Annotated in this window: 21 protein-coding genes; 12 read left to right on the forward strand and 9 right to left on the reverse strand. The window is 68.8% G+C overall.

The window, feature by feature from the left end; all coding sequences use genetic code 11:
* Positions 1 to 25 precede the first annotated feature (25 nt).
* A complete protein-coding gene (locus tag DU502_RS18915; protein ID WP_277872143.1) occupies positions 26 to 160 on the reverse strand; it encodes a hypothetical protein in 135 nt (44 codons plus the stop codon).
* Between the two features lie 3 nt (positions 161 to 163).
* Between DU502_RS18915 and DU502_RS13975 the strand changes: the two genes are divergently transcribed.
* The 3 genes from DU502_RS13975 (at position 164) to trxA (ending at position 2011) form a co-directional block, all read left to right on the forward strand.
* A complete protein-coding gene (locus DU502_RS13975; RefSeq protein WP_158601158.1) occupies positions 164 to 889 on the forward strand; it encodes a YqjF family protein in 726 nt (241 codons plus the stop codon).
* Between the two features lie 51 nt (positions 890 to 940).
* Positions 941 to 1606 carry a 2,5-diamino-6-(ribosylamino)-4(3H)-pyrimidinone 5'-phosphate reductase gene (locus DU502_RS13980; RefSeq protein ID WP_121920234.1) on the forward strand — a complete coding sequence of 222 codons (666 nt, stop codon included), beginning with the start codon at positions 941 to 943 and terminating at the stop codon, positions 1604 to 1606.
* A 69-nt stretch (positions 1607 to 1675) separates the two neighbouring features.
* Positions 1676 to 2011: a thioredoxin gene (trxA, locus tag DU502_RS13985; RefSeq protein ID WP_121920233.1), complete on the forward strand. Its 336-nt coding sequence runs from the start codon at positions 1676 to 1678 to the stop codon at positions 2009 to 2011.
* 169 nt (positions 2012 to 2180) lie between these two features.
* On the opposite strand, the gene DU502_RS13990 is transcribed toward trxA, so the two are convergent.
* On the reverse strand, positions 2181 to 2387 hold the full coding sequence (locus DU502_RS13990) for a hypothetical protein (RefSeq protein WP_121920232.1): 207 nt from the start codon (positions 2385 to 2387) through the stop codon (positions 2181 to 2183).
* Between the two features lie 353 nt (positions 2388 to 2740).
* On the opposite strand from DU502_RS13990, the gene DU502_RS13995 reads away from it, so the two are divergent.
* On the forward strand, positions 2741 to 3565 hold the full coding sequence (locus DU502_RS13995; protein ID WP_121920231.1) for a TrmB family transcriptional regulator: 825 nt from the start codon (positions 2741 to 2743) through the stop codon (positions 3563 to 3565).
* Positions 3566 to 3634: 69 nt separating this feature from the next.
* Positions 3635 to 4360, forward strand: a complete 726-nt coding sequence (locus DU502_RS14000; protein ID WP_121920230.1) for a ribosome assembly factor SBDS — start codon at positions 3635 to 3637, stop codon at positions 4358 to 4360.
* Positions 4361 to 4367: 7 nt separating this feature from the next.
* On the opposite strand, the gene DU502_RS14005 is transcribed toward DU502_RS14000, so the two are convergent.
* Positions 4368 to 4706: an FUN14 domain-containing protein gene (locus tag DU502_RS14005; protein WP_121920229.1), complete on the reverse strand. Its 339-nt coding sequence runs from the start codon at positions 4704 to 4706 to the stop codon at positions 4368 to 4370.
* 89 nt (positions 4707 to 4795) lie between these two features.
* Positions 4796 to 6211, reverse strand: a complete 1416-nt coding sequence (locus DU502_RS14010) for a plastocyanin/azurin family copper-binding protein (RefSeq protein WP_121920228.1) — start codon at positions 6209 to 6211, stop codon at positions 4796 to 4798.
* 247 nt (positions 6212 to 6458) lie between these two features.
* On the opposite strand from DU502_RS14010, the gene hflX reads away from it, so the two are divergent.
* A complete protein-coding gene (hflX, locus tag DU502_RS14015; RefSeq protein WP_121920227.1) occupies positions 6459 to 7754 on the forward strand; it encodes a GTPase HflX in 1296 nt (431 codons plus the stop codon).
* A gap of 74 nt (positions 7755 to 7828) precedes the next feature.
* A complete protein-coding gene (locus DU502_RS14020; protein WP_158601157.1) occupies positions 7829 to 11020 on the forward strand; it encodes a PKD domain-containing protein in 3192 nt (1063 codons plus the stop codon).
* Here the strand turns inward: DU502_RS14020 and moaC are convergent.
* The gene (gene moaC / locus DU502_RS14025) at positions 11017 to 11502 is read right to left on the reverse strand and encodes a cyclic pyranopterin monophosphate synthase MoaC (protein ID WP_121920224.1); all 486 of its coding nucleotides are present in this window, start codon (positions 11500 to 11502) and stop codon (positions 11017 to 11019) included. The genes DU502_RS14020 and moaC overlap by 4 nt on opposite strands.
* Complete coding sequence (locus tag DU502_RS14030; RefSeq protein WP_121920223.1) at positions 11495 to 12934, reverse strand: NAD(P)H-hydrate dehydratase; 1440 nt, start codon at positions 12932 to 12934, stop codon at positions 11495 to 11497. The genes moaC and DU502_RS14030 overlap by 8 nt, the downstream gene beginning before the upstream one ends.
* 89 nt (positions 12935 to 13023) lie before the next feature.
* On the opposite strand from DU502_RS14030, the gene DU502_RS14035 reads away from it, so the two are divergent.
* The 5 genes from DU502_RS14035 (at position 13024) to DU502_RS14055 (ending at position 19359) form a co-directional block, all read left to right on the forward strand.
* Positions 13024 to 14190, forward strand: coding sequence for an MFS transporter (locus DU502_RS14035; RefSeq protein WP_121920590.1), 1167 nt, complete (start codon positions 13024 to 13026; stop codon positions 14188 to 14190).
* Positions 14191 to 14258: 68 nt separating this feature from the next.
* Positions 14259 to 14864, forward strand: coding sequence for an ArsR/SmtB family transcription factor (locus tag DU502_RS14040; RefSeq protein WP_121920222.1), 606 nt, complete (start codon positions 14259 to 14261; stop codon positions 14862 to 14864).
* Positions 14865 to 14870: 6 nt separating this feature from the next.
* The gene (locus DU502_RS14045; protein WP_121920221.1) at positions 14871 to 16595 is read left to right on the forward strand and encodes a S8 family serine peptidase; all 1725 of its coding nucleotides are present in this window, start codon (positions 14871 to 14873) and stop codon (positions 16593 to 16595) included.
* Between the two features lie 3 nt (positions 16596 to 16598).
* On the forward strand, positions 16599 to 16979 hold the full coding sequence (locus tag DU502_RS14050) for a DUF5658 family protein (RefSeq protein WP_121920220.1): 381 nt from the start codon (positions 16599 to 16601) through the stop codon (positions 16977 to 16979).
* A 49-nt stretch (positions 16980 to 17028) separates the two neighbouring features.
* Positions 17029 to 19359, forward strand: a complete 2331-nt coding sequence (locus DU502_RS14055) for an ATP-dependent DNA helicase (protein ID WP_121920219.1) — start codon at positions 17029 to 17031, stop codon at positions 19357 to 19359.
* On the opposite strand, the gene DU502_RS14060 is transcribed toward DU502_RS14055, so the two are convergent.
* From DU502_RS14060 to DU502_RS14070, 3 genes are all read right to left on the reverse strand, one after another.
* Positions 19360 to 19554, reverse strand: coding sequence for a DUF7576 family protein (locus tag DU502_RS14060; protein ID WP_121920218.1), 195 nt, complete (start codon positions 19552 to 19554; stop codon positions 19360 to 19362).
* A 60-nt stretch (positions 19555 to 19614) separates the two neighbouring features.
* Positions 19615 to 20901 (reverse strand): CRTAC1 family protein, encoded by a 1287-nt coding sequence (locus tag DU502_RS14065; protein ID WP_241966796.1) that lies wholly within the window; start codon positions 20899 to 20901, stop codon positions 19615 to 19617.
* Between the two features lie 108 nt (positions 20902 to 21009).
* Entirely contained in the window at positions 21010 to 22728 is a 1719-nt protein-coding gene (locus DU502_RS14070; RefSeq protein ID WP_121920216.1) for a DNA mismatch repair protein, read from the reverse strand.
* Positions 22729 to 23085: the final 357 nt, after the last annotated feature.

Here is a 23085-nt window from a genome sequence, read left to right on the forward strand (position 1 = left end):
CCCTTGCAAAAGCTCGATTAAAAGCCTACGTCCCTTCCTCCGCGAGACGGCAAGCCGTCTCGCTCCGGTCGGTCCTCGGCCCGCTCGCTCCCTGCGGTCGCTCGCGGTCGATACGCTCGACGACCGGCGTCACCCCGAAGTCACTCCGGTTCGAACTCACCCCGTGCCACCCATCCTCACCGTCACCGGGCGCGACGTGTTGTTCGCCCACTGGCCCCTCGATCCGGCGACCGTCGAGTCGCACGTTCCGGACGCGCTCGACGTGGCGACGTTCGACGGATCGGCGTGGGTGAGCGCGCTCGCACTGGAGAATCGGGGCTTCGGCCCGGGGACGATCCGACCCCCGCCGTGGCTGGAGCGGGGGATGCCACAACTCAACCTGCGGACGTACGTGACGCTCGATGGCCAGTCGGGCGTCTACTTCCTCTCGCTCGACGCCGGGGAGCGACTGGCCGCGTGGGTCGGCCGGCGGGCCTTCGGCCTCCCCTTCCACCGCGCGTCGATGCGGCTGACACGCCGTGGCGATACGGTGACGTTTCGGAGCCGACGCGACGGGGAGCCGTCGACGGTCTTTCAGGCGCGGTATCGACCGACAGGGGAGGCGTACCAAGCCGATCCGGACTCCATCGAGTCGTTCTGTATCGAGCATCTCCGGTACTTCCTGCCGGAGAGCGAGAGTCGGCACATCGGAAACGCGGGGCGCGGGCGCGTGTGGGTCGGCGAACTCGACCGGGAGCCGTGGACGCTCCGGCCGGTCGACGCGACCATCCGACGGAACACGCTCTTCGAGGCGGTCGGCCTGCCGACGCCGACCACCGATCCGGTCGTGCAGTACAGTCCGGGGTTCGAGATGGAGTTGGCGCGCCCCGTCGCGCGGTCGGTATCGTAGTTGCCGACCGCCCACCGAAAGCGGTTTGCGCCCCGACGCGAAGTGACGGGTATGGAAGTCGTCGTCAACGCGGCGACGAGCGTGGACGGGAAACTGTCGACGCGCGAGCGCCGACAGGTCCGCATCTCCGGCGACGAGGATTTCGACCGCGTGGACCGCCTCCGTGCGGCCGCCGACGCCGTCCTCGTCGGCGTCGGGACGGTCCTCGCGGACGACCCCCACCTCGGCGTCAAGTCGGAGGATCGGCGTGTCCAGCGCCTGCGCAACGGGCGCTCGGCGAATCCGGCCCGAGTCGTCGCGGACTCCCGCGCCCGCACGCCGCCGGACGCGACGCTGTTGAACGACGACGCCGAGACGTACCTCCTCGTCTCGGAGGCGGCACCTCCGGAGCGGCTGGCGACCCTGCGTGACGCGGGCGCGACGGTGATCGAAGCCGGCGAGGAGCAGGTGAATCTCTCGGCCGCGTTCGACCAGTTGGAGACGGAGGGCGTCGACCGCTTGCTCGTCGAGGGCGGCGGCAAAGTCATCTTCTCGCTGTTCGAGGCGGGCCTCGTCGACGAACTCAGCGTGTTCGTCGGGTCGCTCGTTCTCGGCGGCCGCGAGGCGCCGACGCTCGCGGACGGCGAGGGGTTCGTCGAGGACTTCCCGGCGCTCGAACTGGTCGGCGTCGACCGCCTCGACGACGGCGTCGTGCTGGAGTACCGGGTCGAGTCGTGACGTGACGGTCGTGCGTCCGGATGCCAGAACGACTCAATCGTTAAGGGGATCGGGTGGCTACGGGGGTGTATGAGCAAGTCGACTGCGGAGCAGGAGCCCATTCACGTCGAAGACGCCGACCACCTGAGCGAACTCGTCGAGGAGCACGCCGTCGTCCTCGTCGACTACTACGCCGACTGGTGTGGCCCCTGCAAGATGCTGGAGCCGACGGTCGAAGAAATCGCCGCCGAAACCGACGCCGTCGTCCTGAAAGTCGATATCGACGAACTGCAGGAACTCGCCCAGGAGCGGGGTATCCAGAGCGTCCCGACGCTGGAGTTCTACGCCAACGGCGAACAGGCCGAGCGGCTCATCGGCGTGCAGGACAAGGCGAATCTGGTCGAAATCATCGAGAACCTCTCCTAATCGCGCGCGCGCGGTTTCCGTCTATCTGCCACGTGAAGAGCGCCCGCAACACGATCATGAGGCCGTTCGCCGCGCCCGACCCCCCGTGGCCGTCTCGTCGAGCGGTTCGGGCGGGTGGTCGCCTGACCGTCGACGAGGACGCTCACGAGCGTCCGCTCCCGATCCACCATCAGGAGTCGGCCGGCCGGGGTATCCGACCAGTTCCACATCGACTCGAACGTCGTCGCGTCCGGGGCACGTCGACCACGTCGCTCACCTCCTGTGCCGTGCCGTCGCCGAGGACGGTCAGCGCCACGAACGTCCGCGCGGCGTAGGTATTCGACCCGAGCGTCGTCAGGTTCTCGACGGCTGCGGATCGTGGCTCGTCGTCGGACATAATCTCGTCTCAGAAATCTCCCGGGGGGGAGAGTGGCGCACGACGACAGAACGGTTGGGACCCAGTCTGTGACCGCGCGCCATCGAGAACGTTGGACGGGTGCCGGTATATTCTTGTTGTGATTAATCGAGTTACTTCGAAGTTCCCGCCCCCGAGATCTTACAAATCAATAATATTATATTTCCGGCGCAAGAGGCGTGAAAACGGGCCAGATAGTCGTTTTCCTTCGCTAGCACCGAAGAGAAGCCGATCCGTTCTCGGGATAGACTGTGATTTGGTGAAGAAACGCCTTTGCGTGTGGCGCACAATATTTCACTAAGGCCGTCGGATGGTCGGCGGTTGGGTTGGGACCCATGAACGAGATATCGAATCACCAGCAGGCGATCGAACTTCTGCAGGAGTTTGGACTCAAAGAGTACGAGGCAGGATGTTTCGTGGCACTCTCGCGGCGGCCACAGGGGACGGCCAAGGATATCAGCGAAACGTCCGAGGTGCCGCGCACGCGTGTCTACGACGCGATTCGGGTGCTGGAGGCGAAGGGGCTGGTCGAGATTCAGCACTCGAACCCCAAACAGTTTCGTGCCGTCCCCATCGACGAGGCAATCGAAACGCTCCGCACCGAGTACGAGGAGCGGGCCGAAAAACTCCGACAGGTACTCGACGGCCTCGAACCGGAACAACCCGCGGGAGAGATAGATGTCACCCACGAGGTCTGGGCGCTCTCCAGCACACCCGGCATCGAGAGTCGCGTCCAGCAACTGATCGACGAGGCCGAGGAGGAGATAATCATCGTCGTCGGGGACGCGGAGATTCTCACCGAGAAGCTGATCGACCACCTCGCGGATGCCGTGGACCGGGGCGTCAACGTCGTCGTCGGCGCGGAGGACGCGGCGGTGCTCGAAGGGGCCGAACCGAGGCTCCCCGAAGTCGAGACGTTCGTCTCGGGCATCGAGTGGCTGGGCCACTCGGCGTTCCCGAACGACGACACGGAGATCGGCCGCCTCTTGCTGGTCGATCAGTCGTCGATCCTCGTGAGTTCGTTCACCCGCGACGGTAGCGGCGAGCGATACCACGAGCAGGCGGTGTTCGGCCGCGGATTCGACAACGGCCTCGTGGCCGTCGTGCGTCGGCTGGTGGCGAGTGGCTTCCTCTCGACGGCCGAGGCCACAGTGGAGTAGGCGCTCGCTCTGTCTACCGTTCGCGCCGACGGCCGAGACTATATACTCCCGGAGAGTCTACCTCGGCGTATGATTTCGCTGGACGAGGCCGTCACCGCACGCCTCGAATCCCACGGCGAGCGTTTCGAGGTACTGATCGACCCCGACGCGGCCCTCGCCATCAAACGCGGCGAGTTCGAGGGAGACCTGGAAGACGTGATCGCCGCCGAGGACGTGTTCGAGGACGCCTCCCGCGGAGACCGCCCTGCCGAGAACGACCTCGAAGAGGTGTTCGGTACGACCGATCCCCTCGAAATCATCCCCGAAGTCGTCAAGCGCGGCGAGATCCAGATCACGGCCGAGCAGCGCCGCGAGATGCAAGAACAGAAGCGCAAGCAGTTGATCAACCGGATCGCGCGCAACGCGGTCAACCCGCAGATGGACGACGCGCCCCATCCCCCCGAACGCATCGAGCGAGCGCTGGAGGAGGCGGGATTCCGGGTCGACCCTATGGAACGGGTCGAGACGCAGGTCGACGACGCTCTCGACGCGCTTCGCCCCGTCATCCCCATCCGCTTCGCGGAGGTGACCGTCGCAGTGCAGGTGCCCGCCGACAAGGCCGGGAGCGCGCAGTCGAAGATCCGACAGTTCGGTGACCTGGACCGGGAGGAGTGGCAGGCCGACGGCTCGTGGATCGGCGTGCTCACCTTCCCCGCGGGGATGCAGAACGACTTCTACGACCTGGTGAACGAGGTGACGAGCGGCGAGGCGGAGACGCGGATCGTCAAGGACGAAGACGACCTCAACGTGCGGTAGTCGGCGACTATCCCCGCCGGAAGCCGAGCAGGAACCCGCCGGTGAAGCCGACGGAGACGGAGAGCGTCGAAAGGATGGTCGACATCCAACTCGGCGGCCCGGCCGCCGCGCTCTCGCCAGTTTTCAGGATGCCGGCCGACAGCGCCGCCCAGTCGACGGTAAGGATGTCACGCGACTCCAGAAACTTGAACAGCGCGAGTTCGAGGCCGATGATGATGGCGATGATCTTGGCGACCTTTTTCGCCGCGAAGCCGATGATCCCACCGATCACGGCGCCGCTCCCGAACTCCAGTCCCAACTGCTGCGGGTCGATCCCCAGTTGTAACGCGATTAGAACCCCGTCCATACCACCAGTGGGCCGTTCGCAGTTAAGTCGTTTGTGGCGCAGGGTCAGTCGCGCGCCGGCAATACGTCGCCGAGGCTGTCGAGGAGCGATCAGTCCTCGACGATGACGGCCCCCCGCATACCGGCTTCGTTGATCACCTCCTGGAACGGGACGCCGGGAGACGAGTGGTGGAAGTGCGGGCTGCCGTGGGGTTCACAGAAGTAGAGGTGGACCCCCGGATCGGTGAACGTGTGGCTGAAGTCGGACGCCGTCGCCGCAGGCACTGGCGGGCCGCTACTGTACGATCCGTCCAGCGCGACGACGTTGTGTGGGATCCCGTTGAAGATGTCGGGGAACGGGTCGGAGTACGTCTGCCACTGCCACGTCACGGTCGTTCCGGTCGAGACCCGAACCACTCGCGGGTCGAACGAGAGCGGCAACGTCTGCGGTGGCGATCCGAAGAGCGGCTCGTCCGGGAAGTTCACCTCGGTCAGGGCGTTGTTCATCACCACGATTTCGTCCTCGCCGGTCCGGTCGGCGACGACTCCGTCCCACGGTTGCTCGTTGAGCGGCGCGTCGTCGTTCACGAAGGCCGTGAGCGGGTCGCCGGTGCCGTCGTTGTGGCGGCACTGCTCGGTGTAGAAGGTCAGCGAGAACGTCACTGAGTCGGTCTGGATTTCGTTGGCGTGGTCGACCGGCAGCCACCACACGAACCCGATCGAGTGCTGTCCGGCGGAGAAACACCCCTGTTCGCCCGTGCCGCCGCCTTGCTCGGCAGGAATGTCGCCCTCGAGCGCCGCGCCGATCCCCGAGAGTTCCCCGAGAATCTCCCGGAGCGAGCCCTGCGACTGGAACGCCTCGTCGCCGTTCACGTAGTTGTTGCCGTCGTCGATCCAGTAGGCGGCCTGCACGGCGTCGAGAAGTTCCACGTGGAGATCCATCGGCGGTTCGCCGGGGAGCGTTTCGACGCCGGATTCGTCGGGGTCGTCTCGTTCCGGCTCCGTGTACCCGTTCTCGGACACCGTGGCGTCGGCGACCTGCAGCCAGATGTACCCCGGATTGTCACACAGCGCGAGGTCGAACGTGACCTCGCCGTGGTCGCCGGGCTTGACGTCGTCCAGTTCGATGACCGGCTGTTCGAGGTCGTCGGCGTCGGTCCCGTCCGGACAGGACGCGTCGCCGTCCTCGTTCACCAGCGTGTTCTCGAGGAACTGCTGTAAATCGCTCTCGCTCGCGAACTCGATACCGGGCACCCTCGTCGGACCCGGATCGAATTCGGCCTCGTGGTCGGTCATGGTGACGTCGTCCTCGTCGATACCCGCCAGTTCGTCCGCGGACCAGTCCGAGTAGTGGACCGAGTAGGCCGCCTTCAAATCGAGGGTCCCGGCCACGAGCGAGTTGTTCTCGAACGTTTCCTGATCGCTGAAGTAGGCACTCGTCCCCAGTCCGGCCCCTGCCGACGCCGCCCCCACGGTCCCCAACGCCGCGAGCGCCTTCCGTCGTGACAGTGTGAACTCCTTCGACATGGTGTCTCCCCTCCCGGGGAGGTCCCACCGATGGAGTCGAACCATCGTTCGGTGCCGCGAGCGACCCGTGCAGGACGGCATTCACGTTGTTCGCGCAGCGTGATAGCTAATGACGTGTTAACTCCCTGTCACCGGAGCACGTGGTCAGTACCGTCGGAAAATCCGTGGCGAGCGGAGTTTAAGTGGTTCGAGCGTCTACCTCGAGAGGAAACGTGCAGGGAATCCACACGATTCGGACGGTGGACCGATGAAGGCGGTCGTCGCCAAGCGTGTCGAGCGTGGGGACGCGGATCTGAGCGAGATTCGGGACCTCGCGCGCGCCGCGGGCTACGAGGTGGTTGGCGAACTCACCCAGACCCGCGAGGAGGACGCCGCCTACGCCTTCGGGGAGGGGAAAGTCGAGGAACTGGCGGTGCTCACACACGAAGTGGACGCCGACGCCGTAATTGTCGACAACCGCCTCGGGCCCTACCAGACGTACAACATCGGCGGCAAGTTGCCCGAAGGCGTCGAGGTGGTCGACCGCTTCACCCTCATCCTCGACATCTTCGGGCAGCGCGCCCAGACGCGCAAGGCGCAGTTGCAGGTCGAACTCGCGGAACTCCGGTACGAACTCCCGCGCGCCGAGGCCAAGACCAGCCTCGCCAAACGCGACGAGCGCCCCGGCTTCATGGGTCTCGGCGAGTACGACGAGAGCCGCGAGCGCGACATCAAAAATCAGATCGCGGATATCAAACGCGAACTCGACGCCATCGCGGAGAAGGCGGAGACACGCCGCGAACAGCGCCGCGAATCCGGGTTCGACCTCGTCGCCCTCGCGGGCTACACCAACGCCGGGAAGTCGACGCTGATGCGCCGCCTCGCCGCCGAACTCGACGTGGACGAGAACGAGGACCGCCACCCCGATCTAGACACCACCGCGGAGAGCGAGGACCGCCTCTTTACCACGCTGGGCACCACCACCCGCCGCGCCGACACGGGTCGCCGGGACGTACTCCTGACCGACACCGTCGGGTTCGTCTCCGACCTCCCCCACTGGCTCGTGGAGTCGTTCGAGTCCACTCTCGACTCCGTCTACCACGCCGACCTCGTCCTTCTCGTCGTCGACGCCAGCGAACCCATCGAGGAGATGCGTGAGAAACTCGTCACCTGCCACGACACGCTGTACGAACGCAACGAGGCACCCATCGTGACGGTGCTGAACAAGATCGACCGCGTCGACGAGGCCGAACTCGCGGAGAAGCGGGAGGCGCTCTCCGCCCTCGCCCCGAACCCCGTCGCCGTCTCCGGCCTCACGGGCGAACGCGTCGACGAACTCCGCGACCGGATCGAGCGCGAACTCCCCGACTGGCAGTTCGAACGGCTCGTCCTCCCCCTCGCCGACGACACCATGAGCCTCGTCTCGTGGGTCCACGACCACGCGAACGTCGAGGCCGAGGAGTACGAGGGCGAACAGGTCGTCCTCGAGTTCGAGGCGCGGCCCTCCATCGTCGAACGCGCCCGTGCCAAGGCGAGCGACCTCGCGGCCGTCGAATCGGCCTGAGAGCGGCTGACACACGCTATCACGGTTGATACTCGGGGGAGAACGGTTTTGAGCACCGTATGTGAGTGACGCACATGCAACGGGGAGACGCGCCGAGTCCGTGGCAACGCGCCCACGTGATCGGCATGGTTCTCGCGCTACTGGTGGCACCGACGATACCCGCGGGGGCCGCGACGGCACCGATGGACGACACGACGGCCGCAATCGGGGGCACGACCGCGGCCGAACTGACCGGCTTCTCGCCGGCGCCGTGGGTGAACAAATCGGACACGAGCCACGATCCGACCACGACCACCTCGCTCTCGGTCGCGTACAACGCCACCGGACAGGTGGGATCGACCTCCGACGTGGCCGTCGAACTGTACAACGCCAGCGACGGGTCGTTCGTCACGGCCAACGCCTCCCTCCCCGCCACCGAGGGCTTCGCGATGCTCTCGGTGCCGGCGGGGGCGTTCTCTGGCGATCAGTCCGTCGCGTACCGCCTGAACGACACCAGCAGTGGGACCATTCTCGCCACCGACGGGTCGATGCTCTTGGCGGGGAGCGGTGGCGGCGGTGACGGCGGCAGTGCGCAGATCACCATCGACTCGGTGACGCTCTCGAAGACGATGGTCGCCCCGGGCACGAACGTCGACATGGACGTGGTGCTCAACAACACCGGCGGGAGTTCGGGGTCGACGACGCTGCAGGTGTTCAAACTCGGAACGACCGACTCCATCACCGAACTCGCGAGCCGGTCGGTGAGCGTCGGCACCAGTACGACGACGACCGAGACCGTCACCCTGAGCCTCTCCGACGGCGGCCTCTCGGATCTGTACACGGTCGCCGGAGCCAGCTTCGAGCGCTCGCAACTGCTCGTTCAGCCGTCGAATTCGCTGTCTATCGGGAGTTTCTCGCTTTCGAAGACGACCGTCGACCAGAACGAGGACCTCGACGTGACGGCGACGGTGTCGAACTCGGGGTCGAGCGACGACTGGATGCTCGTTCCCCTCTATCAGGACGGGAGCGTGGCACAGGTCACGAACGTGACCGTGCCCGCCGACGGGCAGAAGCAGGTCACGATCACGACGACGTTCGCGACGGCCGGGAGCCACACCGTCGCGGTCGGTAGCCAGCCCGGACAGAGTGTCACCGTCGAGACCCGAGGATCGCCCTCGGTGGTCGACTCCTCGGTTCGAGTCGTCGACGGCACCGAACCCACCGGCGACGTGATCGTCGGGACGACCGTCTCGAACGGCAAACTCGACGTGCGCCTGAAAGCGCAAGGCGTCCAGAACGGCGAGGCCGACCTCGCGAACGTCGGCGCCGACGCGACCACTCGCTTCGAGGTCGAACTCGAACTGAAGGACTTCACCCCGCGGATGATGATGGGCACCGGCGGCAACGTCTCGTGGTCGGTCGGACCGGGGTCGACGGCCGACACGTCGAACCTGACGCTCTACATCGAACCCCGCGAGAACCAGCGGTTCTACTACCAGGACAGCACCCAGCCGACCTACAACAACTGGCCGAGCGAGAACAAACAGGCGACGACGATGCGGGAGGCACAGGCGCTGGTCTCCTTCTACAACATGGCGAACGCGCCCGTCCGCTTCCGCACGACGCTCACCGGCGGGACCATCGTCACGGACGCCCAGTCGTTCTCGCCGCCGGTGTACCGGCAGGGGTCGAGTTCGCAGAAGCCGCGACTCGAAGTGCAGGTCGCCGGTCCCCACTACACCGTCGACGGGAGCCAGAACGAGGGGTACTACGAGGCGCTCATCCCCGACGGCATCCTCGAACAGTGGGGCGTCACCTCGGCGGGCCAGCTCCGCGCCGCCTACGGCGGGAGCCAGACGCAGGCGACGTTCACGGAGACCTCGAACGGGATCAAGATGAAACTCGACACCCACTACTCCGCGGAGACGGCCGAAATCAGGCCCGGCGGATCGGACACCACCGCCCCGACGGCCGACGCGGGCAGCGACACCACGATCACCGCGGGGTCGAGTGTCACCCTCGACGCCTCCCAGACGACCGACAACGTCGGCATCAAACAGTACGAGTGGGACGTTGACGGCGACGGCACCTACGACGAGACCACCTCGTCCGAGACGCTGTCGCACACGTACGACTCGGCGGGGACCGTCACCGCGACGCTCCGGGTCACCGACGGCGCGGGCAACACCGACACCGACACGGTGACGATTACGGTCGAAGCGGCGTCGAGCGGTAGCGGTGGTGGCAGTAGTAGTGGCGGTGGCAGTAGCGGCGGTGGCAGCAGTAGTAGCGGCGGCGGCGGTGGCGGCGGCCTCAGCGTCGCCGACATGACTGGCCCCTCGGTCGACGTGTCCGCCACGGCCGGCACGGCGTCCGTCAGCGTCACCGGCGCGGACGGTGACGCCCCCGTCGCCGTCGACTTCACGACCCCACCGGCGGGGTCGCGCGTCACCCTCGACGCGATGAGCGTCACCGCCGGCGGCGACTTCGACCTCTCGGTCGACGTGACCGACGACACGTCGTCGCTCTCCGAGGAGGTGCCCGCGCTCCCCGCCACCTCCGCCGACGCCCCGTCGCGGGCCGTCGGCTACGTCTCCGTCGAACACCCGTCGCTCGACGACGGAGACATCGCGGGCGCGACGTTCGACCTGACCGTCGAGGCGTCGACTCTCGACGACCGCAGCGTCACGCCCGAGGACGTGGTCGTCTACCGCTACCACGACGGGGCGTGGACGGCGCTGGACACCACGCTCGCGGAGACGGCGGACGGAACCCATCGCTACACCGTCGACTCCCCCGGTCTGTCGGTGTTCGCCGTCGCCGCCGGGGCGCCCGCGTTCGACGTGTCGGCGGCGTCGGTATCGCGAACCGACCTCGCACCCGGCGGGTCGACGACGGTGACCGCGACCGTCGAGAACGTCGGCAGCGCGGCCGGCAGTCACACCGTCGAACTCCGACTCGACGACGAGACGGCGGCGACACGGGTCGTCGACCTCGACGCTGGCGAGCGGACGGAGATCACGTTCACCGTCGCTCCCGACGCGACCGGAACCCACACGCTCCGCGTCGACGGCGCGTCGGCGGGGCAGGTGACGGTCGACGCCGGGACGGCCACGGCCGCGCCCACCGTGACGCCCGCGTCGACCGCGACGCCGGAACCGACCGAGACGCCCGCGGTCACGACGGCCGAGACGCCGACGAGCGACACGAGCGCTCCCGGCTTCGGCGCCGTCGTCGCACTGCTCGCGCTCCTCGTCGCGGGACTGCTCGCCGGTCGGCGCGACTAGAGCGTCCGTTTCGTCTTCTCGATCACCCGCACGTCCCGAATCGCCGTGTCGGGGTACTCGCCGTCCGCGTCCTTCTCCGCCGCCTTCACCATGTCCCAGACGACGTTGAGGCCGGTCGTCACGCCTTCGAGCGCCTCCATCTCGCACCCCGTCTTCCCGGTCGTCTCGACGGCGACGGTGAGCGTGACCAGATCCTCGCCCACGTCGAACTCCGTCTCGACGTTCGTGATCGGGATCTGGTGGCACATGGGGATGGTCTCCCACGTGTGCTTGACCGCCTGCACGGCGCCGACGCGAGCGGTCGCCAACACGTCACCCTTCCCGATTTCGTCGTCGCGGATGGCCGCGATAGTGGAGGGCTGGAGGTGAATCTCGCCGCGCGCGACCGCCCGTCGCGACGTGTCGGGTTTGTCGCCCACGTCGACCATCTGGACGTTGCCAGACTCGTCTGTGTGGGTCAGGTCGTCGGATTCGTCACTCATCGTACCCACCCCACAGTGCCCGGGGCACTTCAGGTAACAGATCGCTCGCCAGCAGACCGTACCCCTGCCGGTCGACGATGCGGTCCCCCGCGAGGCCGTTGGCGTAGGCCGCGAGCGTCCCGGCGTCGAGGGGGTCCTGCGTGGCCAGCAGTGCCCCCGCGATTCCCGCGAGCACGTCGCCGGTGCCGCCGACGGTCATCCCGGGGTTGCCGGTTCGATTCGCCCGCGCGTCCGTGCCGTCCGAGATTACGTCGTAGGCGCCCTTGACCAGCAACGTGTGACCGAGTTCGGCGGCGAAGTCGGAAACGGCGTCGAGTCGGTCGCGCCAGTCGTCGGCGCTCGGGCCGCCCATCGCCCGGAGTTCGCCCTGATGTGGGGTGCAGAGGAGCGTCGCCTCCGTCTCCACCTCGGGCACGACCTGCAGGGCGTCGGCGTCGATCACCGCCCGGCCGTCGTAGTCGGCGAGGAAGTCACGGACAGCCGTGAGCGTCGCCGCGTCGTCGCCGAGGCCGGGACCGAACACCACGGTGTCGTGGTCGGCCGCGAGGGCGTGAACGTGGTCGAGGTGGTCGGTCGTGAGGTGGTCGCCGTCGAAGGGGCGGAGAATGAGGCCCTCCTCGAAGCTCTGCACCTCGCGGGCGACGGCGCGGGGACAGGCCACGCGGACGAGGTCGGCGCCGGCGCGCATCGCCGCCTGCGCGGAGAGGGCGGGCGCGCCGGTGTACGGCCCGCCGCCGACGATCAGCACCTCACCGAACGCGCCCTTGTGGGCGTCGCTGGGGCGGGAGAGGAGGCGTCGGTCGCCCGGCCCGGCGAACAGTTCCGCCGTTTCGGGGATGCCGATATCCGCGACGGTCACTGTGGCATCCAGCGAATCGAGGCCGGGTTTGTCGTCGTGGAAGGTGACGACCCGGTCGGCGTCGACGGCGACACCCGCCGCCTCGCCCGTGTCGGCGTCGACGCCGGAGGGCACGTCCACCGCGATGACGGTCGCGTCCGTCCCGTTGATTTCCGCCGCGGCCGAGCGCTCGGGTTCGCGGAGCGCACCCGTCACGCCCGTGCCGAGCATCGCGTCGACGACCACGTCGGGGTCGCCGAGGTCGAAATCGCGGGAGTCGCGGACGACACGGGTGTCGTACTCGGCCCGTTCCAGTGCCGCCCAGTTCTCGCGGGCGATGTCCGTCGAGATGGTTTCGGGGCGACCGAGCAGGTGGATGGGGGGGTCGTAGTCGTCGAGAAAGCGCGCGGCGACGAAGGCGTCGCCGCCGTTGTTGCCGCGGCCACAGACGAGTGCGACGGCGTCGCCGGGGGCGGCGGCCTCGCGCACCGCCGCGGCGACGGCGTTTCCGCTCGACTCCATCAACTGCTTGCGCGGGACGCCGAGGGCGGCCGCGTTCTCGTCCACCGCGGCCATGCGTTCGGCAGTGATCATACAGGGCCGTCGCTCCCACGGCCGTTATAGTATTCGCCACGGCGACGCGGAACGCAACCCTTGTGGCGACCCCCGATGAACCCTCTCCCGTGACCCGTCGGCTCTTCGGCACCCTCTGTGGCCTCGTGTTCTGTGCCAACTTCGGCCGCGTCGCCTTCGCGCCCCTCCTCGAAACCTTCCGGGTGACGTTCGAGGTGGGGACGGCCGGGCTGGGGCTGGTGACGACACTCGTCTGGGTCGGCACGGCCGTCCCCCGCATCCCCGTGGGCTACCTCGTCACGCGCGTCCGCCGGGGCCGCATCGTCCTCGGCGCGGGCGCCCTCCTCACCGCCGCGGCGGCGCTGACCGCGGTGGCCACCTCTATCCCGCTCTTGCAGGTCGGCGCGTTCGCCCTCGGCGTCGCCTCCGGCGCGTACTACGCCGCCGCAGTCCCGCTCATCGGCGACCTCTACCCCGACGCCGTGGGGCGGGCGGTGGGCGTCCACGGCGTCGCCGCCCAGACGGCGGCCGTCGTCGCCCCCACGCTCACCGTCGCCCTCGTCGCCGCCGTCTCGTGGCGGGCAGTCTTCTGGTTGCTCGCGGCGCTCGGCGCCACGCTGACGCTCGGCCTCGTCGCCGTCGCCCGGCGGCGCGAGGGCGGCGTGCCACAGGGTGCCGACCGCGACTTCCGGGCCGCGCTCTCCCACTGGCGGATCATCCTCGCCGCCGTCGTGATGATCGGCGGCGCCGGCTTCGTCTGGCAGGGTGTGTTCAACTTCTACGTCACCTACCTCGTGGCGAGCAAGGGACTGACGGCGGGACGGGCGGGCACGCTCCTGACGGTGGCCTTCGCGGCCGGCCTCCCGGCGTTCTGGCTGGGTGGCCGCCTCGCCGACCGCCTGCCACACGTCCCCTACATCCTGACGCTCGGCGCGGGCGTCGCCCTCGGCGTGGCGGCGCTGACCGTCGCGGACACGCTTCTCGCCATCGCCGCGGTGAGCGTCGCCCTCGGCCTCGCCGCACACAGCCTCTTTCCCGCCCTCGACGCGTACGTCCTAGAGGCGATTCCGGACAATCGCGGGAGCGCCTACGCGGTGTACGGCGGCCTCGCCCTCCTCGTCCAGGCCACCGGCAGCGGCGTCGTCGGCGTCCTCGGGGAACGGTTCGCGTTCGACACCGTCTTCCTCGCCTTTGCCGCCGCGCTCCTTGGCCTCGTGGGGCTGCTCGCCGCCCTCTATCTGGCCGGCGGCTTTCCGGCGACCGACGGGAGCGAATAATATCAGTTACGTTACCGAACGAAATTCTGGCGAAGGATTTTTTACTTGGATTCGAAACGCACGGACTGATGTCAGGGCTCTTACCCTCCCATCTAGAGCGGGACGTGACGCCCGAGGGGGACGGCGAACTCCGCGTCCTGTCCCTGACGGACGACGATGCGGAACGCCTCATCGGGTCGGTGTCGTCGGAGACGGCCCGGTCCATCTTGACGGCGCTGGAAGAACGCCCCGCGACGGCCTCGGAGCTCGCGGACTCCGTGTCGACCTCCCTCCAGAACGTCCGACACCACCTCGGCAATCTACAGGAAGCCGGCCTCGTCGAAGTCGCCGGCACGCGCTACTCGGTGAAGGGGCGCGAGATGAAGGTGTACGCGCCGAGTCAGGACTCGCTGGTCGTCGTCGGCTCCGACGCCGACAAGGAGCGATTTCTGGACTCGCTGGATCGGGTGATCGGCATCCTCGCCGTCCTCGCCGTGGGCGCGTTCGCGATCCAGCGCGCGTTCGGCGCGGGCGTCGTCGACCTCGGGGGTCCCGGGACGGCACCGCGCGTCGGGGACGGGGTCGGAAGCGCGACCGGACCGATCCTCGGCCTCGTACCGCCGGGTGTCGCCTTCCTCGCCGGCGGCCTCCTCGTCGTCGCCCTCCTCGCCGTCTGGAACCGATACACCGACTGACCGCCAATGCCCTCCACACCGCGTCGTCGTGTCGTCTGCCTCACGCTCCTCGTCGTTCTCGCGGTCGTTCAGCCGACGCTGGCGGGTGCGGAGTCCGAGCCACGCGCCGAGACGGCCGGCGTCGGCGACGTGGGCGTCACGGTCGGTGCCGCCATCGAGCGCCACCCGTCGAGCGCCGGCGCGACGGCCGAAGCGCTCCGCGCGGTCCGGGCCGACGCCGTCCACGAACGCGGACACACGGGTGCGGGCGTCTCCGTCGGCGTCATCGGGCAAGGATTCGACACGAGCGGCGCCCTCGGCCCCCACGTCGCCGGGTGGCGACAGGTCGGCGACTCCCCGCACTCGACGACCCACGACACCGCCGTCGCGGAGGTGGTGTCGGAGACGGCGCCCGACGCGAACCTCTATCTCGCGGGCGTCGGGCGGACGCCAACACCGGCGGAGTACGCGGCGGCCGTCGAGTGGCTGACCGCCCGCGGCGCCGACATCATCGTCGACTCGGGGAGTTACTTCCCGAGCGTCGCGGCCGACGAACGGCGGATCACCGCCGCCGCCGAACGGGCGACCGAACGGGGCGCCGTCTTCGTCACCTCCGCCGGCAACTACGCCAACCGCCACTGGGCGGGCGAGGGGACGGCCGACGGCTGGGTCGCCTTCGCCGAGGACGACGCCGCGAACGCCCTCGCGGACGGCGACCCGCTTCGAGGGCGGGTGACCGTCCGCCTGCGCTGGCACGCCGCCGTCGACTACGACCTCTATCTCTACCGTCGTCTTCCGAGCGGGGCTGACCGCGTCGTCGCCAAATCCACGGCCGACGAGACGGGGCCGGGACTCACCGTCGAGAGCATCGACGTGGCCGTGCCGAAGGGGCGGTACTACGTCGCCGTCTACGCCGATAGCGGCGTGGGCGACGCCTCGGCGGCACCCGGCCGCGTACAGGTGTTCGCCGCTCGGCACGAACTCGAACACACGACCGCCCGGGGGAGCATGGTCGCACCGGCGACGAGCGACCGCATCGTCGCCGTCGGTGCGGTCACGGACGGCGAGCGCCGGGCGTTCAGTTCGCTCTCTAACGCCGGCGCGGTCGATCTGACCGCGCCCGCTGGCGCCCGGACGCGCGCCGACCCCCACTTCGTCGGCACGTCGGCCGCCGCGCCCTACGTCGCCGGCACCGCGGCGCTCGTGGAAGCGGCCGGCGGCAATCCCTCGCCCACCCGCGTCGAGACCATCCTCGAACGCACCGCCGACGGCGGCGGTGACACGGTCGACGCGCTAGCCGCCGTCGAAGCCGCGAAGGCGGACGGGATGACGACGACCGACGGGGCGACACCGGCAGACGCTCGTGCGGACCGACCGACGACCGCGTCGGCCGACGGTGACACGGGGATGGTGACCGACCCGGATCACGCCGATCGGGAGTCGACCGACGCCGCCACCGCGGCGACGGAGCGATCCGAATCGACGAACGCGGCTGACCGCACCGCGGGCAACGTCACGCGGACCGGAGCAGAGACGGACGGGCGCGATGGGACGGACGAAGCCGACGACGGGACGACGGAAGTTGGCGATGGAACGACCGGACGGACGGATCAGTCGCCGGAGCGAAACCGGGATGATGGTGCGGACCGAAGTCGGGAGCGTGATCGTGCCGGCGCCGACGATACGAGTGGGTCCGACGACCGACGGCGACGTAACGGGGCGACCGGCAGCGACGACCCACGGGAGCGATAGGTCGTGACCTCGGGTATCGCGGACGCGCAGATCGAGGAGTACTGGGACTGGATCGCCGTCGCGCTCTTTCTCCTCCTCGCGGTCGACCTGCTGACGACGCTCGCGGCAGCCCGGATGGTCGGCACCGGCGCCGAGAGCAACCCGCTGATGCGCTGGCTGCTCGGCCGGAGCATCCTCGTCGTGATCGGCGCGCATCTCGCCGTCGTGGTGCTCGTCACCGGCTGTTTCCGCCTCCTCGTCGACCGCCTCCGGCAGACGCCGCCACCGGCGAACTACTACTTCGCCCTCGCGGTCGAGGCGTGGCTGGGCTTTCTCGTCGCCGTCGGTCTCGGCGTCTTCGCCAACAACCTCGCGGTGATCGTGCTAGGGGGCAGTCTGCTGTGAGTGGCGCGAGCCGAGCTTTTTATCCGAAGACGCCGCCAGCCTCCGGGTGATGGGTGAGACGTGGCGGGCGGTGTTCGGCCACGACGAACCGTACCCCGAACAGGCCGACGGCATCGAGACAGCTATCGAGACGGCCGAACGGGACGGGTTCGCGGTGATCGAAGGCGCCTGCGGCACCGGGAAGACGATGCTGGCGCTGACGGCGGGCATCGACCGCGTACGCGACCCCGACTCGTCGTTCGAGCGGGTGGTCGTCCTCACGAGCGTCAAACAGCAACTCCGGCAGTTCGAGGCCGACGTGCGCACGATCAACGAGAACCTGCCCGACGACTGGCGGCCCGTCTCGGCGTTGACGCTCGTCGGCAAGGCCGACGTGTGCCCGTACAGCCGCGAACGCGTCGGGAACATCGACGAGTCGACCGTCTACGACCGGTGTGAAGGGCTTCGGGAGCGGACGCGCAACCTGACCGGCTCCGAGGGCCCGACGACGGCCGCGACGCTGGCGTCCGAGGCGCGACAGGCCCAGACGGGACTGCTCGACTCGGGCGGCGCCGCGTCCGCCGGCCCCGACTATCTGGAGACGGCGGGCGAACCCACGCCGTACCTCCCCGACACCGCCGAGTACGGGGACACCGAATACTGCCCCTTCTACGCGCAGTACCTCGACGACCTGCCGGAGGACGGCGACCCCGTCGAAGCCGTCCCTTTCGACTTCGAGGACGCCGGCCTCCTCGACACCGAGGACCTCGTCGGCCTCGCGGCGGGCCACGGCACCTGCCCCCACTCGATGCTCGGGGCGCTCCTCCCGCACGTCGAAGTCGTGATCGGCAACTACTATCACGCGTTCGACCCGCGGACGGTCGACTCCTTCACGGGCGCCCTGCTCGACGAGTCGACGTTCGTCGTCTGCGACGAGGCGCACATGCTCGAACCGCGGGTGCGCGACCTGGTGAGCGACGGCGTGGCCGACGCGACGCTCCGAGACGCCGAGTCGGAGCTGACGCGAGTGATTCAGCCGCTGGAATTCGACCCAGATTCGCGGGACAGCGCCCTCGTCCGTGGCGAACTGGAGGAGACCGAGGTGAGCCTCACGGAACTGAAGGAGACGCGGGCGTTCGTCCGCGACCTGCGCGAGGAACTCGACCGCCGGGTACGCGCCCACCTCGACCGGGAGCATCCGGCGTGGCGGACGGCGCTCGACGACCTGCCGGACGACGAGATTCCGCTCCGCGATCCGGAGACACCGGAACCCGATGCCATCACGGAGTGGGCCGAGGGACGGTACGGCGACGACGTGTGGGTGCGCGCCGAGACGGTCGCCGCCGTCGTCGCACGCGTCCTGAACGAACTGGAGGAGGAGGACCGCGAACGCGCCGCCCCGACGGTCGGGCGGGTGCTGGGGGCGTGGTACCGCGCGGATCACGGTCGCTACTTCCGCGCTATCGACCTCTCGCGGACGTGGAACGAGTCGGAGCCCGCGGACTCGTGGCGGCGGGCCTACAACGCGCGCCTCTCCCTCCATAACTGCGTCCCCGGCGACGCCATCGCGAGTCGACTGGGCGATTTCGGCGGCGGCGTGTTGATGTCTGCGACGCTCGAACCGCTGGACGTGTTCCGGACGGTCACGGGCCTCGACGATCTGGAAGACGCCGGTCGGCCCGTCGTCGAGCGAACCTACGGCCTCACCTTCCCCGCCGAGAACCGCGCGAGTTTCGCCGTCGACGCGCCGGCCTTTACCCACGAGAACCGCGGCGCGCCGGGGTCGGCGAGCGAGGCGCGGCAGGTGTACGTCGACGCCGTCGCGGAGGTGGCGGGCCGCGAGGGGAACGTCCTCGTCGGGATGCCCAACTACGCGGAGGCGGAGTGGATGGCCGGCGAGTTGGAGGCGCGTCTCGACACCCCCGTTCTGCTCGACGAGTCGAGCGACGACGGCGCGACCGAGGCGCTGAAAAGCGACTTCTTCGCGGGGGGATCGAAGACCCTCGTCACCAGCCTCCGGGGAACGCTCACGGAGGGAGTGGACTACCGCGGCGACCGCCTGCACGCGGCGGTCGTCTGCGGGGTGCCGCTGGTGGATACGACCCGACCGCGGACGCGTGCGGTCGTGACGGCGTACGACCGGGCGTTCGGGTCCGACGGCCGCGGCGGCCGGAGCGGCTTCGAGACGGCGCTGACAGTGCCCGCCGTTCGGAAGGCACGGCAGGCGGTCGGGCGAGTGATCCGTGGCCCCGACGAACGCGGGGTTCGCGTCCTCGTCGACGCGCGCTACGCTCGCGACCGCTGGAACGGAGTCCGCGAGTACTTCCCCGAGTGGGAGCGCGAGGAGTTCCAGCCCGTCAGTCCGGATATGCTGTCGCTGGGGCTGGATCGGTTCGAGTAACTATCGCGGCCGACGCCCGCTCCACGCTTCGCGGCACTCGTCGTCACAGAAGTGGAGATGTTCAGCTTCGCTCTCCTCGATCCAGGAGACGACCCGATGGTCCGGCTCCTGAACGATTTTCTTCCCACACGTATGGCAGGTTGGTGCAGTGCTCTCGTCGACGTCCTCCCCAATATCGGATGTGGGGTCGATCATCTTTCCAGTCAGTAACGGAGAACCCGTCTTAAATCCCGCTAAGTCGGGCCGCGGACCGGGTCATCCTCCGGGATGCGGACACGTAATCGTCTCACACGGCGTGGGATCGGAGACGGTCCGTTCGCGGCCGTCGGGCCACTGGACGACGAGTTCGCGCGGCGTCGACGAGCCGAGACCGAAGTGGGCGACGGGTTCCATCTGGCAGAGATAGCCGCTCCCGGCGTCGATCAAGCGGGTCTGTCGCCCCTCGTCGGTCGTCAGGTCGACGCGCGCGCCGCGGGCGGGTGCGCCGTCGGCCGTGAGGGGCCGCACCCGGAGCCAGTCGCCGTCGTTGGGAGCGGTAAAGAGCGAGAGGGGTTGGGCCTCGGCTTCGCCGTGGACGACGAGGAGTTCGAGCGTCCCGTCGCCGTCGAGGTCAGCGACGGCAGCACCGGTGCCCATTCCCTCGGATTCGAGGGCGTCGCCGACGCTCGTCTGTGTCCACTCGCCGTCGTATTCGAGCAGGCGGTTCGGAGCGCCCAGACAGTTGACGAACAGTTCCTGCCGGCCGTCGTTGTCGAAGTCGGCGGCGACGACAGTGCGGACGCGGGCCGGGCGGGCGAGGGCAGGCGGCGCGGCGTCACGGAAGGTACCGTTCTCGCGGGCGAACAGCCGGTTCGCGCCGTTCCAGTTGCCACAGACGATGTCGGGTGTCGACGCCCCGTCGGGGGCGACCAGCGCCGCCCCGCGGGCGTTCTCCTCGGCGTCGGTGACGCCGTACTCCCGCGCCACGTCGACGAACGTCCCGCCGACGTTGCGGAGCAGGAGATTGGGGCCGCGCTCGGCGCCGACGAACAGGTCCGTCCGATCGGAGAGGATGGGGCCGGCGGCGACCGAGCGCCCGCCGGTCACCACATCCAGCCCCACCGCGTCCGCGAGGTCGGTGATACCGCCGTCGTCGCCCACCTCGTAGAAGCGCGCGGGGGCGCCGTAGCCGGTGACGAACATGCCGTAGCGGCCGGTGCCGAGGCGGTCGACGGCGGCGACCGAGCGACCGACGCGGTAGTTCTCCCGCCCACGGTTCACCGGATCGGCAAAGAGGTCGCGCCACTTCCCGTCGGCCGTCGGATCGAGGAGGAGGTCGGCTTCGGCCGAGGTGCCGCCGAACGCGGCGACGTTGTGGACGTACACCTCCTCGCGGCCGTCGGCATCCAGGTCGGCGGCGGCGACGCCGATTGCGTGGCGCCCTTCGTCCGCGAGGACGCCACAGGCCGCGTCGACGACCTCGCCCGAGCGCCATCGGAGGACGCGGTTGGCGTTCCCGAACCCGGCGACGAACACGCACGGACCGTCGGGACCGACGCTCACCGCCGCGCCGTACCCTCGAAATGGGGGATTGTCCGCGAGGCATCCCGACCGGTCCACGAACATATTTCCCCCAGACGATGCGGGGTTAAGAGTCGCACGCTCCGTGAGTTACTCCTCCCACACGTCCGAGAGCGTCCGCTGGACCGCCTCCTCGCCCACCGCGGCGGCGAGATGTTCGAACCCCTGTCGCTCGCGGCGGTCGCTCGCGTTGGCGACGAGGCGAGAGACGATGAACTCCGGCGTCGACTTGCCGACGGTGCCGAACCGGGGCTGGTAATCCACTCGGAGGTCCAACTCCTGTGTCAGCCCCTCGGCGAAGATGCCGTCGATGCGGGCGGCCGGCGGGAGCGGACTCAGGTCGTCCGCGAGGTGGGTGACGTAGACGCCGAGAGCGCCCCGTTCGACCGTCAGATCGACCAGCCCGTTCAGCAGGTCGGCGGCACGGCCGGGTTCGGTGATCGCCTCGAACTCGTCGACGAGCATGAGCGTCCGGCCGCCGTCGGTCAGCGGCGGGACGATGGATTTCAGCGTCGACTCCAGCACCCCCGCGTTGAAACTCGCGTGCCGGCGGTGGAAGACGATGGCGTCGAAGCTCCCGACTGCGGCACGGTCGGCGGGGACGGGCAGGCCCATCGCGGCCAGCAGCGCGACCGAACAGCAGGTCTCCAGCAGGGTCGTCTTCCCGCCGCTGTTCGCGCCCGTCAGCACGGCCACGCGGTCGCCAGTGGGCGGTGACAGATCGTGATCCCCGACCGCGTAGTCGACGGGATCGGGATCGTCGAGAAAGAGGTTGCGCGCCCCCTCGACGGCGAGGCCGTCGCCGCCGAGCGTCGGACGGGTGAGGGCGTGTGCCTCGGCGAAGCGCGCGAGCGAGAGGTCGACGGCCACGTCGTCGACGGCGGCGACCGCGCGGTCCACGTCCGCGCGGGCGTCGGCAATCGAGGCCCGGAGGTCGTCCTCGACCTGCGTCTCCCGTTCCGTCACCCGGCGTTCGAGGTCGTCGACCAGCGCCCGGAGCGCCGTGCTCACGAAGTCGGCGGCGTCGTGGGCCTCGTCCGGCGCGTTCTCCTCGATGGCCGACCGGGAGAGGCGCGTCTCGCGGTCGACGTAGTCCGCGAAGGCTCCGCGGAAGTCCGCCAGATCCCTGACGCCCGTCTCGCGAATGCGCTCCAGCACGTCGAACGCGGAGTTCTCCAGTTCGCGGGCGTCGTCGAGGCGGGCGCGGAGGTCGTCGAGTCGGTCGTCCGCGCCCGCGGCGACGCCGTCCGGCGTCACGTACTGCAGGGCGTCGGCCGCCTCCCGAACCGCGTCGGGATCGATCGCCCCGAGAGCGTCGAACGTCGACCCGTCTAACCCCGCCTCGCGGAGGGCGAGAACGGCGTCGACGGCCGCGCGTTCGGTTCCCTCGGCAGCGTCGTAGGCGTCGAAGGCGGCCACGACCGCCTCACGGCTCTCGTCATCGAGGTCGGCCCACGCCTCGCGGGCGGCGTCGACGGCGTCCAATCGGCCGACCACGGCGTCTGGCGAGGAGAGCGGCGTCAACACCCGAATGCGGTCGGCCGCGTGCCGGGTGAGGGCGTACTCGCTCGCCAGCGCCAACAGGTCGTCGTACACGTCGCGGGTGTCGCGGGTCGCGAGGGCGTCCATCCCTGCCTCGTCGTTCGCGCGGCGGAGGATGCGCGTCGCGCGGCCCCGCGTGATCCCCGCGTCGGTCAGCGCCCGTACGTCCGCGGATTCGATGGCCTCGACGGCCGCCTCCTCTCCGAGCGTCTCGCGGAGGCGCTCGCTCGTCTTCGGCCCCACACCCCAGTAATCCTCCAGTCGCATACCGGAGCCAGTCGCGCGGGGCGTATAGTGGTTACTTCGAGCTATCGACCGCCGAACGCCGTACGGACTCCGACAACTGGAGACGACCCCGTCGTCGGAATGGAGCCAGCCCATTCGTAGTCAAGGGCCATCGTTCGGCGGGGACAATAATTATATGAATACTGTTATTAAACTATTTTTATATATTTCTTGTCCTTATTTTTCAGAATTCCTGCGGTGAGCTACGAAAGTCGATAAAGACGTTTTAGAGCTGTTTTAGAGCGTCCAAGATTTTGATTTTTTTCTCTCTGTACCGCCGTGGCAGTGAAGCCACAAATACTCCCGATTTATGCCGCAAGTGGGATCTGAGTGGAGTTT

The organism is Haloplanus aerogenes (assembly GCF_003856835.1).
GTDB classification, from domain to species: Archaea; Halobacteriota; Halobacteria; order Halobacteriales; family Haloferacaceae; genus Haloplanus; species Haloplanus aerogenes.

Coding starts and splice junctions, on each gene's coding strand:
- DU502_RS14030 (WP_121920223.1), bottom strand. CDS start 12,934: ATGATCACTGCCGAACGCATGGCCGCGGTGGACGAGAACGCGGCCGCC.
- DU502_RS14010 (WP_121920228.1), bottom strand. CDS start 6,211: ATGTCGAAGGAGTTCACACTGTCACGACGGAAGGCGCTCGCGGCGTTG.
- DU502_RS14055 (WP_121920219.1), top strand. CDS start 17,029: ATGGGTGAGACGTGGCGGGCGGTGTTCGGCCACGACGAACCGTACCCC.
- DU502_RS14020 (WP_158601157.1), top strand. CDS start 7,829: ATGCAACGGGGAGACGCGCCGAGTCCGTGGCAACGCGCCCACGTGATC.
- DU502_RS13980 (WP_121920234.1), top strand. CDS start 941: ATGGAAGTCGTCGTCAACGCGGCGACGAGCGTGGACGGGAAACTGTCG.
- DU502_RS14040 (WP_121920222.1), top strand. CDS start 14,259: ATGTCAGGGCTCTTACCCTCCCATCTAGAGCGGGACGTGACGCCCGAG.
- moaC (WP_121920224.1), bottom strand. CDS start 11,502: ATGAGTGACGAATCCGACGACCTGACCCACACAGACGAGTCTGGCAAC.
- DU502_RS14070 (WP_121920216.1), bottom strand. CDS start 22,728: ATGCGACTGGAGGATTACTGGGGTGTGGGGCCGAAGACGAGCGAGCGC.
- DU502_RS13995 (WP_121920231.1), top strand. CDS start 2,741: ATGAACGAGATATCGAATCACCAGCAGGCGATCGAACTTCTGCAGGAG.
- DU502_RS14005 (WP_121920229.1), bottom strand. CDS start 4,706: ATGGACGGGGTTCTAATCGCGTTACAACTGGGGATCGACCCGCAGCAG.
- DU502_RS13990 (WP_121920232.1), bottom strand. CDS start 2,387: ATGTCCGACGACGAGCCACGATCCGCAGCCGTCGAGAACCTGACGACG.
- DU502_RS14045 (WP_121920221.1), top strand. CDS start 14,871: ATGCCCTCCACACCGCGTCGTCGTGTCGTCTGCCTCACGCTCCTCGTC.
- DU502_RS14060 (WP_121920218.1), bottom strand. CDS start 19,554: ATGATCGACCCCACATCCGATATTGGGGAGGACGTCGACGAGAGCACT.
- DU502_RS14000 (WP_121920230.1), top strand. CDS start 3,635: ATGATTTCGCTGGACGAGGCCGTCACCGCACGCCTCGAATCCCACGGC.
- hflX (WP_121920227.1), top strand. CDS start 6,459: ATGAAGGCGGTCGTCGCCAAGCGTGTCGAGCGTGGGGACGCGGATCTG.
- trxA (WP_121920233.1), top strand. CDS start 1,676: ATGAGCAAGTCGACTGCGGAGCAGGAGCCCATTCACGTCGAAGACGCC.